This window comes from Mucilaginibacter sp. PAMB04274, assembly GCF_039634385.2.
In the GTDB taxonomy this organism is placed as follows: domain Bacteria; phylum Bacteroidota; class Bacteroidia; order Sphingobacteriales; family Sphingobacteriaceae; genus Mucilaginibacter.
The window spans coordinates 5,150,412-5,165,035 of sequence record NZ_CP155081.2; the positions used below are offsets into that span (position 1 = coordinate 5,150,412).

At 44.4% G+C, this 14,624-nt stretch carries 13 protein-coding genes; 10 read left to right on the forward strand and 3 right to left on the reverse strand.

What is annotated here, in order from left to right; genetic code table 11:
- Positions 1-3: 3 nt before the first annotated feature.
- From ABDD95_RS22280 to ABDD95_RS22295, 4 genes are all read left to right on the forward strand, one after another.
- Entirely contained in the window at positions 4-546 is a 543-nt protein-coding gene (locus ABDD95_RS22280) for a YceI family protein (protein ID WP_345949568.1), read from the forward strand.
- A gap of 26 nt (positions 547-572) precedes the next feature.
- Positions 573-1,499 (forward strand): DUF5777 family beta-barrel protein, encoded by a 927-nt coding sequence (locus ABDD95_RS22285; protein WP_345949569.1) that lies wholly within the window; start codon positions 573-575, stop codon positions 1,497-1,499.
- Between the two features lie 24 nt (positions 1,500-1,523).
- The gene (locus tag ABDD95_RS22290; RefSeq protein ID WP_345949570.1) at positions 1,524-1,979 is read left to right on the forward strand and encodes a Rieske 2Fe-2S domain-containing protein; all 456 of its coding nucleotides are present in this window, start codon (positions 1,524-1,526) and stop codon (positions 1,977-1,979) included.
- A gap of 152 nt (positions 1,980-2,131) precedes the next feature.
- Positions 2,132-3,028: an MBL fold metallo-hydrolase gene (locus ABDD95_RS22295; protein WP_345949571.1), complete on the forward strand. Its 897-nt coding sequence runs from the start codon at positions 2,132-2,134 to the stop codon at positions 3,026-3,028.
- Positions 3,029-3,150: 122 nt separating this feature from the next.
- On the opposite strand, the gene ABDD95_RS22300 is transcribed toward ABDD95_RS22295, so the two are convergent.
- From ABDD95_RS22300 to ABDD95_RS22310, 3 genes are all read right to left on the reverse strand, one after another.
- The gene (locus ABDD95_RS22300) at positions 3,151-3,708 is read right to left on the reverse strand and encodes an ATP-binding protein (protein ID WP_345949572.1); all 558 of its coding nucleotides are present in this window, start codon (positions 3,706-3,708) and stop codon (positions 3,151-3,153) included.
- A gap of 103 nt (positions 3,709-3,811) precedes the next feature.
- Positions 3,812-4,576, reverse strand: coding sequence for a LytTR family DNA-binding domain-containing protein (locus ABDD95_RS22305; protein WP_345949573.1), 765 nt, complete (start codon positions 4,574-4,576; stop codon positions 3,812-3,814).
- Between the two features lie 14 nt (positions 4,577-4,590).
- A complete protein-coding gene (locus ABDD95_RS22310; RefSeq protein WP_345949574.1) occupies positions 4,591-5,619 on the reverse strand; it encodes a sensor histidine kinase in 1,029 nt (342 codons plus the stop codon).
- 201 nt (positions 5,620-5,820) lie between these two features.
- Between ABDD95_RS22310 and ABDD95_RS22315 the strand changes: the two genes are divergently transcribed.
- The 6 genes from ABDD95_RS22315 (at position 5,821) to ABDD95_RS22340 (ending at position 14,543) form a co-directional block, all read left to right on the forward strand.
- Positions 5,821-8,223, forward strand: a complete 2,403-nt coding sequence (locus ABDD95_RS22315) for an outer membrane beta-barrel protein (RefSeq protein ID WP_345949575.1) — start codon at positions 5,821-5,823, stop codon at positions 8,221-8,223.
- Positions 8,224-8,239: 16 nt separating this feature from the next.
- A complete protein-coding gene (locus ABDD95_RS22320) occupies positions 8,240-8,383 on the forward strand; it encodes a hypothetical protein (protein ID WP_345949576.1) in 144 nt (47 codons plus the stop codon).
- A 200-nt stretch (positions 8,384-8,583) separates the two neighbouring features.
- Positions 8,584-11,976 (forward strand): isoleucine--tRNA ligase, encoded by a 3,393-nt coding sequence (gene ileS / locus ABDD95_RS22325; RefSeq protein WP_345949577.1) that lies wholly within the window; start codon positions 8,584-8,586, stop codon positions 11,974-11,976.
- Entirely contained in the window at positions 11,976-12,362 is a 387-nt protein-coding gene (locus tag ABDD95_RS22330) for a TraR/DksA C4-type zinc finger protein (protein WP_345949578.1), read from the forward strand. The genes ileS and ABDD95_RS22330 overlap by 1 nt, the downstream gene beginning before the upstream one ends.
- 3 nt (positions 12,363-12,365) lie before the next feature.
- A complete protein-coding gene (locus ABDD95_RS22335) occupies positions 12,366-12,971 on the forward strand; it encodes a lipoprotein signal peptidase (protein WP_345949579.1) in 606 nt (201 codons plus the stop codon).
- Between the two features lie 114 nt (positions 12,972-13,085).
- Positions 13,086-14,543 carry a hypothetical protein gene (locus ABDD95_RS22340; RefSeq protein WP_345949580.1) on the forward strand — a complete coding sequence of 486 codons (1,458 nt, stop codon included), beginning with the start codon at positions 13,086-13,088 and terminating at the stop codon, positions 14,541-14,543.
- Positions 14,544-14,624 lie beyond the last annotated feature (81 nt).

Consider the following 14,624-nt stretch of genomic DNA (forward strand, 5'->3'; position numbering starts at 1 on the left):
CTTATGAAACATATCGTTATGATTTTTATTGCCTGGATGCACATCAGCCAGGCGATACAGGGAACCTATGTGTGTAAAAATGCCAGAATTAGCCTGTTCTCCAAGGCGCCATTGGAAGATATTGACGCCGTATCGCAAAAGGGCACCTCAGTATTTAATGCCACTACCGGCGATCTGGCTTTCAGCGTACCTATTCGCTCGTTCCAGTTTCAAAAATCGCTCATGCAGGAGCATTTTAATGAGAATTACATGGAGAGCGACAAGTATGCCAACGCTTCCTTTAAAGGCAAAATACAACAGCTCCCCGCTCTAGATAAAGATGGCACTTATGCCATTACTGCAACCGGCGTTTTTGAGGTGCATGGTGTTAAGCAAAACCGCACCATCAACGGCAAAATAACGGTAAATAAAGGCGTAGTGAGCATGGCCTCGGAGTTTATGGTACAGTGCAAAGACCACAAGATCGAGATACCCACTATTGTGTTCAAGAACATTGCCGAAACCATACGGGTACAGGTAGCCGCTACCTACTCACCTTACCAATAGCATTCAACCGCTCAAATTTATACCACATGAAAAAAATCCTGTTTACCGCCCTGCTGCTCACGGTGGGCTATGGCTGCCTTAAAGCTCAAACCCCATCAACCGATTCGCTCATGAATGCCCTGGCCAGCAGCGAAAAGAGCGAACCGGTATTAGCCACCTTTAAAGCCACCCGTCTCATTCTGTCCGAAACCTCTGAAACCATCAAGAAAAACAACCTCAACTTTATGGTGATTCACCGCTTTGGCGATGTAGCCGGAACTGACGGCGGTGGCAAAACCATGTGGGGACTGGATAACTCCTCAGACATATTGATTGGTTTTGAATACGGCCTCACTAACAACCTGGATATAGACTTTTTCAGGAGCAAGTACGAACAGTTACTGGAGCTTGGACTAAAGTATAACCTGCTTCATCAAAAAACAGATAACAGCATGCCATTTGCCCTAACTGTAGTTGGCCGTACCGCCCTAAAACCTTACAGCGTGGCTACTAATGTGTATGATGATTACACCAACCGCCTCAACTATTTTGTACAAGCAATTATAGCCCGCAAGTTTTCGCCAAGGCTTTCTTTGCAAATAGCGCCATCCTTTTTACGCAACAACCTACCTTTCCCTTACCTGGCAGGCAATGAGCAAAACATTTTTTCGCTATCGGCGGCAGGGCGCTTAAAAGTTACCAAGCGCATGGGGATTGTGGTAGATTATGCGCATCCATTTTCATCCTTCCGCAAAAACAACAATAGCCCAGGGTTTTACGATCCGCTGGGCGTAGGTATAGAAATTGAAACCGGGGGGCACGTATTTACCCTTAACCTAAGCAATGCGCAAGCCATATCGCCCATTAATTACCTGGCCGATACTGAATCTAACTGGAGTAAGGGTCAATACCGCATAGGCTTTACCATATCGCGTGTATTCAGCTTTAACGGAAAGCATAAAAGCACTTATTAAATCATTCGACTAAAATCTCTTGCAATGGAAAGAAAAGAATTTTTAGCCAAGTTTGGCATCACTATGGCAGCGGTTTGCGCCGGCTGCAGCTTATACTCCTGCGGCAGCGACCCTAAAGATGAACCAGCTCCGGGCGGCAACCCAGGCACCACACCCCCGCCAACAGGTGGCAGTACCGGCTTGTTTACTGCCAATCTGGATACAGAAATAAAAAATGTGGGCGACTTTAAGGTGGCCAGCGGCGTTATTCTGGTTAGGCTTGCGGCCGGCGCTGCCCCCGCGTCGTTTACCGCCGTACAAGTTGCCTGCACCCACCAAGGTACTTCTATTAACTACAACACAGCACAAGGGCGGTTTATATGCCCTAATCATGGTAGCCAATTCAGCACATCGGGCACGGTGTTACTTGGCCCAGCTGCACAAGCACTAAAAGCTTATACCGTAAGCATAAGCGGCAGCACCTTAACGGTAACCGCTTAGCCTTGTAATCTAAAACTGTTTTCTACACCCATATGCTGAGCACCTGTTTGTGAAAACGGCAGGTGCTTTTATATTTCTCTATTGTATGCCTTCCGCACTGCTTTTCTTAATAGTTTTTAATAACTTGGGCTCAACAAACCAATGTTCATCCTATGCAACGCCGTCGTTTTATTGCCAATAGTTTATTATCAGCAGGGGCTTTGGCCTTAAGCAGTCAAAGTAGTTTTGCCTCGTGGCTTTTACAGCCCGCTTATAAATTTAAGCCCTTGCGCAATAACGTAGGTATATTTACTGAGCAGGGCGGCACTATTGCCTGGCTTACCAACAAAGATGGCATTGCTGTAGTGGATGCTGAGTTTCCGCCACAGGCCGAACATTTGATTGCCGAATTAAAGAAGCAGTCGGAAAAGCCTATTGAGTGGTTAATTAACACCCACCACCACGGCGACCATACCAGTGGAAACATTGCCTTTAAGGGCATTGCCAAAAAGGTAGCTGCCCATGCCAACTCGCTTGCCAATCAGCAAAACGTAGCCAAGGCGCAAAAAAGCGAAGAAAAGCAATTATTTCCGGATACCACCTTTACCACTGAATGGAAGGCGAAAGTAGGTGACGAAAACATACATGCTTACTATTTTGGCGCGGGCCATACTAACGGCGATAGCATGATACATTTTGAGCATGCCAACATTGTGCATACCGGCGATTTGGTTTTTAACCGCCGTTATCCTTTTGTTGACCGCACAGCAGGCGCATCTGTTAAGGCCTGGATAACCACATTGCAAAAGGCACAAAAGCAATTCAGCAAGGATACCCTGTTTGTATTTGGGCATGCCTTTGACCCGGAGAAAGTTACCGGCAGTATGGCCGACTTGAAAGCCATGCAAAACTATATGGAGCGCCTGGTTGATTTTGTAAACGCGCAAATTAAAGCCGGCAAAACTAAAGAGGAAGTACTGACCGCAACCAGCATACCTGGTGTAACCGACTGGCAAGGCGATGGCATCAAACGCAGCCTAACCGCCGCTTATGAAGAACTAAGCGCTTAAACTTCGCCAAGAGATCAACTATTGCCTGGTCAGGTTTACGCTTATATGCGTGCAGCCTATTAGTCCAGGCCGATCCGCTCAAGTTCTTAAAAAGCGTGTGCGAATAAACGTAGCAGCGGGAGTTACAAGTCCGAAATTGAATCTTCGGTTTTCGAATCTAAAAAACCTTCAATAGCGGCAACTGCCGCGTCATACCGCGGCTGGCCAATGCCTGATATTACAACATAATTAGCATTTAATGCCTTTAGCTCCTGGTGCCAAACGGCCATAAAATGCTCACGCTTAGTGGGGAAGTTGCGGAGCGGGTCATCCTGCCAGGGAAGGTCAATGTTTAAAAGGAGGTAAAGATCATAGGTGTGCTTGGGCAGTTGGTCCAGCACCTCTTGCGGGGCACGGCCAAACATCTCATCGCTCCAAATTTTAATAGTAATAAACGTAGTATCGCAAATGAGCAGTTTATTTGCCTTAGGCAGCAGTTCCTGCTCCAGGGCCAGCTGACCGTAATACATATTAATCTCATCCTGAAAAGTACAATCGCCGGTTAGTTGTTCACAATAGCCACGCGCAAACTCGGGCACCCAAACCGTTTGGTAGTGCTGTGCCAAATAAGCCGACATGGCCGATTTGCCTGTACTTTCAGGCCCTACGATCGCTATTTTGATGATATCTTGCTTATCCATTTTTACTTCACAGGTGATATAGCAAATATAGCAAAGTCTTAATGATGACGATAAATGACGTTTTTTGGTCGGGTTAGCGCTTTAAACTCTCACTTAAGAGGGGCTATTCTTCCTTTATTATTTTATAAAACCCCTCACGGTAAGTTTCGCCAATGGGAATAGCCTGGTCTTGTATGTAAATGGTATGCCCGTCAACCATACGGATCTGATTAATATTGATAATGTAGGATTTATGCACCCTGTAAAATGGCGGCTGGGGCAGCTGTGCATCCAGATCGCGCAGGGTGTGGTAAGTAACCATTCGCTGGCCCAGCGTAAACACCGATACATAGTTTTTCAGTCCCTCAATGTATAAAATCTCATCATAAGCTACCTTCAAAAACTTATTCTTGCTCTCCCCTTTAATAAACATATAGTTTGGGAGCAGAGCTGTTGGAGCAGACAGCGGGTTTTCGGGCAGCGAGGTTGAGGGTACCGGGAATTTTGCACCTCCCGCATCTGTACTTACTGGCGGCTGCAATTGGTTAAACGCCTTTTGCGCCGCTTTCAAAAACCGGTCAAAGGCTACAGGTTTCAGCAGGTAGTCTATCACATCATGCTCGTAGCCTTCCAGCGCGTATTCCGGATAGGCGGTGGTTAAGATGACCTTGCATTTACTGCCGCATAGTTTTAAAAACTGCATGCCGGTTAAATCGGGCATTTGTATATCCAGAAAAACCAGGTCAATATTTCCCTGCTGCACACGGCTCAAGGCATCGATGGCGCTGGTAGTGGTACCCGCCAATTGTAAAAAAGGCACTTTATTAATATAATCGGCAATTAATTTTACCGCATAAGCTTCGTCATCAACCGCCAGGCAACGTATCATAAGGCTAAAATAATTTATAAATTGATGTTGAGCGTAGTTTTATAGGTAATCCCGTTATCGGCAATGAGCAGTTCATGATTGCCGGGGTAAATCAATTCCAGCCGGCGGCGTATATTAACCAGTCCTACTCCGCTGGAAGCATCTTTTTGATTGCGATTAATTTTGTTACTTACTATAAAGTTCAACCGGCTGCCAATCACTTTTAACTGTATTTTAACAGGTCGCTGTTCATCATCAACCACCCCGTGTTTAAAGGCATTTTCCACAAACGGAATTAACACCAGAGAAGCCAGCCGCTTACCGGCAATGTCGCCTTCGGTTTTAAACTCCACATAAAAGTTATCCTCGAAACGCAGCCGGTAAATGTCAATGTAATTGTTCAGGTAGTCTACCTCCTTTTCCAGATCAATGCGTCCATCCTTACTTTCATTTAGCATGTAGCGCATTAGGTTAGACAATTTGATGATAGCATCGGCCAGCTGATCTGATACCGGGTAGGCCAGCGAGTAAATGTAATTGAGCGTATTGTACAAAAAATGCGGATTGATCTGTGATTTGAGAAAAGCCAACTCAGCCCGGGCTTTTTCTTCGCGCAGTTGCTTGTTTTCATTTTGCTGTTGGTATGCATTTACTACTCCCCAAACCGCCGAGCCAAAGGCTATAGAAGGCAACCCGCGGTAAACGTTATCCCAAAAATAATGCGTGAGTGTGGTATCGTCGGTATAATTGTGAAACCCGAAAATTAACGGGTATAGCATTTCCTCGAGCAGGTAGCGCGCCACGATGAAAACGAACGGCGATGCAATAGCGGCAATAACATATAGTAAACGGTATTTACGGCGTACCAACCCGGGCAGAACCAGCGCATAGGCATAGTAAAAGGTTGCAATTGTTGCCAGCGTATAACTGATTTGCAATAAAAAGCTCACCTCTATATGAAGCGTTTTGCCGCCTGGCTGTAAAAAGAAGCCACCAATAAATAAGTAGATAAAATAGGCCGCCCAAGCCAAAACATGGTATAAGATAACCCTGCGTTTATTCATGACCTAAAAGTACGGCAATTAACTGCCGCCGCTAAAATTTTTATATCAACCGCCTTTTTTGTAATGCAAACGCCTGCCCAAGTCCAAAACGCGGATGAATTAGTGTTTAGATAAAGTTTAAGACTGTTGGGATAGTATACTTTATACACGCAACGCCCTGCTGCACTTTTGGATCATCAAGCACAACGTATTAATTGATCCATGAAAAAGATATTCATCCTAAGCCTTATCACAATTTGTAATTTAACCCGCCTGGCCGTTGCCCAAACCGCATCGGTTAACGGGCAGATCAAATCCAGCAGCGAAACCCTGCCGGGGGCAACTGTACAACTGCTACACCTACCCGATTCAGCAGCCGTATCAGCGCAAATAGCCGACGCTAATGGCAACTTCCGTTTTACTAACCCTAAAAACGGAAGCTATGTAGTTAAAGCCGTTATGATGGGCTTTCAGAATTCAACCAGCAATAGCTTCAGTTTTACCGGCCAAAGCATTACACTGCCAGCTCTGGTGTTAAAAAACAGCACAAAAGTACTCAAAGCAGTAACCATAAACGGACAAGTACCACAACTGGAGCAAAAAAGCGACCGCCTGGTGGTAAACGTAGAAAAAATGATTACCACAGGTGATAATGCGCTGGAGGTACTAAAAAAGGCGCCGGGTATTAAACTGGATAAAGACGACAACATATTATACCGCAACAACGGTGGCGTAAACATTATGATTGACGGCCGCATGACCTACATGAGCAGCAGCGAGGTAAGCAACTACTTAAAGTCATTACCAGCTAATGCGGTAAGTAAGATTGAACTGATTGCCAACCCGCCTGCCAACTTCGATGCCGCAGGTACCGCAGGAGTAATCAACATTATTATGAAACGTAACCGCCTGCAGGGTTTTAATGGTACAGCCACAGCTACTACGGTATACGGCACCTATGGCAAAGTTTTTGGCGGCGCCAACTTAAATTACAACACCGGAAAGCTAAGTTTTTATACCCGTGCAAATGGCGGCCATGCTGCCTCCTATAACAAACTCAATTTAGGCAGGCAAATAGGTACCGATTTATATAGCCAGGAAAATTACTGGCACCCCATTGGTGATAATGTCAGCTATACCGCCGGGGCCGATTATTTTGCTACAGCCAAACAAACTTTTGGTTTTATGTTCAGGGGTTACAACTCCCCACAAAATGCCAAAGTAACCAGCAACTCGGTTACCACAAACCAGTTAGGGCAGCAAATTGGTAGCGTGTATATGTTAAAACCGCAATACACCAACACCCGCACCTATAGCTTTAATGTGAATTACAGCTATGCTATTGACACGTTAGGTCAAAAGCTATCTTTCGATGCAGATTATGTTCGCAGCAGTAACATTAATAACGAAACTTTCAGCAACATATATTTTGATGCTGCCGGCACCCGCCTCGGCGATACGGTAAAGCAGAGAAATGACAATCCGGCCAAATACAATATCCGCTCTTTAAAAGTTGATTATGTTTGGCCTTTTGCCAAAACCTGGCGAGCCGAAACCGGCTGGAAAAGCAGCTGGGTAAGCACTAATAACAATGCCCGTTTTGAGAACCTCACTGCCGGCAATTGGATAACTGACCTGCGTCGCAGCAACCATTTTTTGTATGACGAAAACATCAATGCCGGTTACCTTACCTTTAATAAAACAGTTGGCAAAAAGTGGGAATTTAAAGCCGGAGTGCGTGCCGAGCAAACGGTATCAACCGGTAACTCTATTACGCAGCAAGAAGTAGTAGGCCGCAATTACTGGAAACTGTTTCCCAGCTTGTTTGCAGCTTATAAAATCAATATCGATCATCAGCTTAATGCTTCTTACAGCGGCCGCATCAGTCGGCCGGGTTATAGCAACCTAAACCCTTTCACTTTTTTCAGTGATCCTTACACGGCCATTAAAGGCAACCCGTACCTGCAGCCCTCCTTCTCTAAATCATGGCTCATGAGTTATACCTATAAAAGCTTCCAGGTGTTAAGCCTGAGCTATGTGCGGGTGAATAATGCTGTAAGCACCATCATTAGCCAAAACGACCAAACTAAGGAAAGCATTGCCACCTACCAAAACCTGGGCAATACCAGCAGCCTGAACGCCACCAGCGCAGGCAGCTTCAACATCAAAAAATGGTGGAACGTAACCGCTAACCTCGACGCCTCTTACGATAAAGTGAATACCATGACGCAAGGCACACCTTACCGTTCTGAACGCCTTTCGTGGTCGGCCGGTACCGACCAAACTTTCACATTGCCTAAAAATTTCCGTATCCAGTTATCGGGCTATTACTACTCGCCGTCTATATCGGGGTTGGCCCGTACCTTATCGGGCTCGCAGATTGATGCCGCTATCAACAAAACATTTCTGGATAAAAAAGCTACGCTTAGCTTTAAAGTGCGCGACATATTTTTTGGCAACCGTTACCGTAGCGTGCTGCAATACAATAACATTAATACCACGTGGCAAAACGAGTGGGAGAGCCGCCGCTTTTCCCTTGGCTTTACCTACCAGTTTGGCAACCTGAAAATTAAAACTGCGCGTAACCGTAACACCGGAGCTACCAGCGAAGAAAACCGGATGTAAAAGCACAAGTGTTTATATGCTCACTAACAAGAAATTCAAGCAACTGCTTTCGCAAGCGCCCTCGGTACAATACGGCAATGTAAATTACACTAATAAAAGCCAGTACGATAGCCGCAACATTCGTTTAAATGTTACTTACAACTTCGGCAATTCCAGATAGAGGTGCGCAAACGCACTTCAGGCTCTTCTGATGAACAAGGCAGAACGCAATAAAAAACAATAATGTTTATTACACCGCCCCCGTTTGATAGGTTGAGCGATTGTTTAACTTAACTTTAACCATACTTTTCACATAACGGCTAAATTATTACTTTTAAAATCCGTAATTTTGCACCCTCTTTAATATTGTGGAAAACACTGATGTACAAGGAATATAAGCAATTAAATTTATCACAGATAGGCAAGGACGTACTGGAGTTTTGGAAACAGAACAGCATTTTTGAAAAAAGCATCAGCACCCGTCCGGCCAGCAATCCCTATACTTTTTATGAAGGCCCGCCATCGGCCAACGGCATGCCCGGTATTCACCATGCTATGGCACGGTCAATTAAAGATATTTTTTGTCGTTACAAAACCTTAAAGGGTTACCAGGTAAAACGCAAAGGCGGCTGGGATACCCACGGCCTGCCTATTGAGCTGGCGGTCGAAAAATCACTCGGCATTACCAAAGACGATATTGGCAAAAAGATATCCATTGAAGATTATAACGAAGCCTGCCGCAAGGAGGTAATGCGTTATACCGACATATGGAATGACCTCACCCTTAAAATGGGCTACTGGGTTGATCTGGAAAACCCTTACGTAACTTACGAAAACAAATATATTGAAACCCTGTGGTGGATATTAAAGCAGCTTTATAACAAGGGCTGGCTGTATAAAGGATATACCGTACAGCCTTATTCGCCCAAATCGGGCACGGGCTTAAGCTCGCACGAGCTGAACCAGCCGGGCACCTACAAAATGGTGAAAGATACCACCATTACGGCTCAGTTCTTTTTAAAGAACGACCAGCAGCACCCGCTTATGCAAACCTTGTTTAGTGAGCCGGGTGAGGAAACCGCCATTTTAGCCTGGACCACCACGCCGTGGACACTGCCATCTAACTGTGCGCTGGCCATAGGCGAGGATATTGAATACGTAAAAATCAGTACCCTTAACCCCTACACCTTTAAACCGGTTAGCGTAGTACTGGCCAAAGCACTGGTAAATAAATATTTTAAGGCCGAGGGCGAAAACGCATCTTTTGACGAATATAAAGAAGGCGATAAGGTTATTCCGTGGGCGGTTAAAGCCGCCTTTAAAGGGGCCGATTTAGTTGGTCTGCGCTATCACCAACTCATGCCTTACGTCACAAATGCTGAGCTGGAGCAAAAAGCTTTCCGCGTTATTCCGGCTGATTTTGTAACCACTGGCGATGGCACGGGTATCGTACACACCGCATCTGTTTTTGGTGCTGATGACTTTAGGGCTTGTAAAGAGAATGACGTACCATCTGTAATGGTACTTGATGAAACCGGCAAAGAAGTACCGCTGGTGAACAAGCAAGGCCGTTTTGTGGATGAAGTAACCGATTTTGCCGGCCGCTATGTTAAAGAAGAATACTATACGCAGGCAGAGCGCGATGAGCAAGGCTTTAGGCCAACAGATGTACTCATCTCCATCAAACTAAAAGAAGACAATAAAGCCTTTAACGTACAAAAATATGAGCACAGCTACCCGCACTCGTGGCGTACCGATGAGCCTATTTTATACTATCCGCTGGATAGCTGGTTTATTAAAACCACTGCCGTTAAAGATAAACTGATAGAACTGAACAAAACCATCAACTGGAAACCAGAAGCTACCGGTACGGGCCGCTTTGGTAACTGGCTCGAAAATTTAGTAGACTGGAATCTTTCTCGCTCACGCTACTGGGGAACGCCGCTACCTATTTGGCGCGAAGAAAATGGCAACGAAGAGAAATGTATTGGCTCCATTGAAGAACTTAACAAGGAAATTGCCCGATCAATAACTGCTGGCTTTATGCCCGAAGGCTTTAAGCTGGATGATATGCACCGCCCTTATGTGGATGATGTGATACTGACTTCCTCAAACGGCAAAAAGATGTTCCGCGAGCCGGATCTGATCGACGTTTGGTTCGACTCGGGCGCTATGCCGTATGCACAATGGCACTTTCCGTTCGAAAACAAGGAAGCATTTGCCGACGCCTACCCGGCCGATTTTATTGCCGAAGGTGTTGACCAAACACGCGGCTGGTTCTTTACCCTGCACGCCATAGCGGTTATGCTAAGCGAGGCCAGTGATGAAGTGAAAGCGGTTAACGGACTGGTACAAAACCAGGGCATTGCCTTCAAAAACGTGGTATCTAACGGATTGGTGCTGGATAAGAACGGCAACAAAATGTCTAAACGTTTAGGCAACGCAGTTGATCCGTTCGAAACGATTGAGCAGTATGGTGCCGATGCTGCCCGCTGGTATATGATCAGCAATGCATCGCCGTGGGACAACCTCAAATTTAATATTGAAGGTTTGGATGAAGTGCGCCGTAAATTTTTCGGCACGCTTTATAATACTTATTCTTTCTTTGCACTTTACGCTAATATCGACAAGTTTGACTATAGTCAGCCCGAAATTGAACTGAGTCAACGGCCAGAGATTGACCGCTGGATACTTTCGTTACTTAATACCTTAACGCAGGAAGTTGACGGTTACTTTGCCGATTTTGAACCAACCAAAGCAGCCCGTGCTATTCAGGATTATGTCGATGCGCACCTGAGCAACTGGTACGTACGCCTGAGCCGCCGCCGTTTCTGGAAATCAGACAACTCTGCCGATAAAATATCGGCCTACCAAACGCTATACACTTGTTTGGTTACAATATCTAAACTGATGTCGCCTATTGCGCCGTTCTTTGCCGAGCGTTTGTATAACGATTTAAATACCGCTACTGGTAAAGAGCAATTTGAATCGGTTCACCTGGCCGACTTCCCGGTTTACCATGCCAATTTGGTGGACAAAGAATTAGAAGAACGCATGCAACTGGCACAGGACATTTCGTCACTAACACTATCGCTACGCAAAAAAGTAGGCATCAACGTACGCCAACCTTTGAGCAAAATATTACTACCCATACTAGACAAGAACTTTGAGCACCAGGTTGACGAGGTAAAGGAACTAATACTATCTGAAACCAACATCAAAGCCATTGAATACATTACCGATACTGCAGGCTTTATTAAACGTAAAATAAAACCCAACTTTAAAGCGTTAGGCCAAAAGGTGGGTAAGGATATGAAAGCCGTAGCCGCAGCCATAACTGCTTTTAGTCAGGAAGATATTGCAAAATTAGAGGCAGATGGCCAGATACAAATACCTGATACCCATTACCTGATACTACCTGCTGATGTTGAAATTATAGCAGAAGATGTACCGGGATGGCAGGTTGCAAATTTGGGAAAACTAACCGTAGCTTTAGATGTTACCCTAACCGACGAACTAAAACAGGAAGGTATTTCGCGCGAGCTCATCAACCGTATACAAAACCTGCGTAAGTCTAACAATTTTGAAGTTACCGATAAGATAAATGTACGCCTCAGTAACCATCTGCTAATCAGCAATGCGGTTAAAAACAATTTATCCTATATTTGCGCCGAAATTTTAGCCGTTGATATTCAATTAGTTGACAGCCTAACTGAAGGCGAACCAGTAACTATAGAAGATATAGAAATAAGAATTTTAATTAATAAAGTATAATGAGCACACCACAACCAGAAAAAACAAGATACTCAGACGCCGAACTACAAGAGTTTAAAGAGCTGATACTGGATAAAATTCGCATTGCCCGCGAGGAGCTTAATGCTTTGGCTTCATCACTAAGCAACCCCAACCTGAATGGTACTGATGATACCGCAGGTACTTATAAAACACTGGAAGATGGCTCTGCCACCTTAGAAAAAGAACAGATTAACCAGCTGGCTGCCCGCCAAAAAAAGTTTATTGAGCAATTAGAGGCTGCTTTAGTACGTATTGAAACCAAAAGCTACGGCATTTGCCGCGAAACTGGTAAACTAATACAAAAAGAGCGCCTGCGTGCCGTGCCTCATACCACGCTGAGCATGGAAGCAAAACTGAAGCAGTAATACATGAAGGCATCGTACACTAAACCTTTCCTTTTAGCGCTGTTGGTAATAGTGGCCGACCAGTTAATTAAAGTATGGGTACGCAATAATATGAGTATGGGCCAGGAAATACATTTTCTGGGCGATAGAGGCATGTTACTGTACACCGAGAACAATGGTATGGCCTTTGGCTGGGAGCTTGGCGGAGTAGCCGGCAAGCTGGCTCTGACCATCTTTCGTATTTTTGCGGTAGGCGGTATTGGCTATGCCCTCGTTTACCTTATCAGGCATAAATACCACCGTGGCCTTATCCTTAACGTTGCCCTTATATTTGCCGGTGCACTGGGTAATATCATCGATTCGACCTTTTATGGCCTGATATACGACTATGCCCCTATATTTCAGGGACGTGTAGTGGATATGTTTTATTTCCCTATTATACAGGGCACTTTCCCGGCCTGGATGCCGGTATGGGGCGGCGAAGAATTTAAATTCTTCAGACCTATATTTAACCTGGCCGATTCGGCCATATCAGTAGGCGTTATTCTGATTCTGATTTACCAGAACCGCTACTTTAAAAAGGAGGAAGAAGAAGTAAGCAGCCCGCATAGCGAGGTGGTAGAAGAGTAACACTCCATATATACAGGTAATACAAAATAATAAAGGCCGCTAACTTAGCGGCCTTTATTATTTTGTATTTTTCATACCTTTTGATAGGTTAGTAGCTCACTACTCCCTTATCACATGTCAAAACTATTGTCACTTTTGCTGCTTATTCCGTTTTTTGCAGCAGCCCAAACGCAGCCTGCTGTAATGCAGGATTTTAAAAAAGGTATCAAAGCGATATCCACCTCATTTAAGGTGAATGATGAAACCAACATTATGCAAATTAATGTTGACAATAAAAGCTTCGAACTGCTTGCAATTGATAAACAAATGAACACCTTATGGAAAACCGAGTTACCCGGCTATCCACAGGACGCTGTTAAGTTTCAGGATAAGGTTTTTGCCCTGGCTACATTCAAAAACCCCAAGGCAAATGATGCCTATAATATTTACAAAGGCTATTTAATAGACCCGGCCACAGGCAAGATACTTCTGGAAAAGGAAATTTATGAAGGTTCGGAAACCTACTTTGACCAATGCTATCTTTCGTACGACAAAGCACACTCCTTGTACAGAATTACTGCAAGACAAACCAAGCAGGAACGCCGGTCATTTGTCCAATCCAGCAAGCAGAATAACCTGACCACGCAAATTACAGTAATTGATATTAACGATCGGCTGGAGCCGGTAAAGCGCTTTAACACAAAGGTTGAAGAAGGCCTTTTCCTTTGGGCGATGTCAAACAGTAAAGGCGACTTGTTTTTAGCATGGGGCAAGGGTAAAAGCACCGTCAGTATACAGAAATACGATTTCGGTCAAACTACCGGATCCAAACCGATTGAAACAGATTTAGACTTGCGCAATAACATAGACATGGCCGACCTTAAAGCGCATTTAAGCTTTAATGTATCATCAAGTAACAGTGATGCCGTTTTTGTTAGTGCCCTGCACGAAAATTCGAATAAAGACGTACAGTTATCCGTAATTAAAATGAATTTTCTGAATGGCGCCAAGCAAACAGTAAATGAATTATTTAACAATGATCATATTAAAGCACTTGAAAAAGGATATGAGCCATTTGATAAGAAAATGGATGACCCTAATTTAGGGAGCGCAAAAAATTTAGAGATAAGATACATGGCCGAAAGCGGTGGCAAGCTTGTAATTGGCATGTCGGGCCGCTATACATCACCATCGAGCATAGGAAACGGCGTGTGGGTTAATGAAAATTCCACGCTGATTAATTGCTATAATGATGATCTAAAAATCATTTTCCAGCAAATGCTCCCTTCTAGCTATGCTATCCCAAGCAGGTCATTACCCATTGGCTACCATATTGAGTCGAATAAGCTGTACATAATCGCTAACAATAAATCAGGGTTTGTTAAATTGAATGCTTTATTCGGCGTACTTAACCTTACAAGCGGCAAATGGGAAAGAATGGAGTACCTGTCTAAAAAGAAAATTGACAATTCGGACTATGCAGAAGGCTATTCTGCCCTGTGGTTTAATAATACCTGCCTCATACCTTATATTTCTCCCAAGGGGCTAATGAATAATAAGTACAACATCTCACTTCAGCAAAATGCTTTATAATAACAAGAGCCGCCCTATTAGCGGCTCTTGTTATTTCATAGATAATACTTATGCAACTGGTTTAAGTTTATACATCTATAT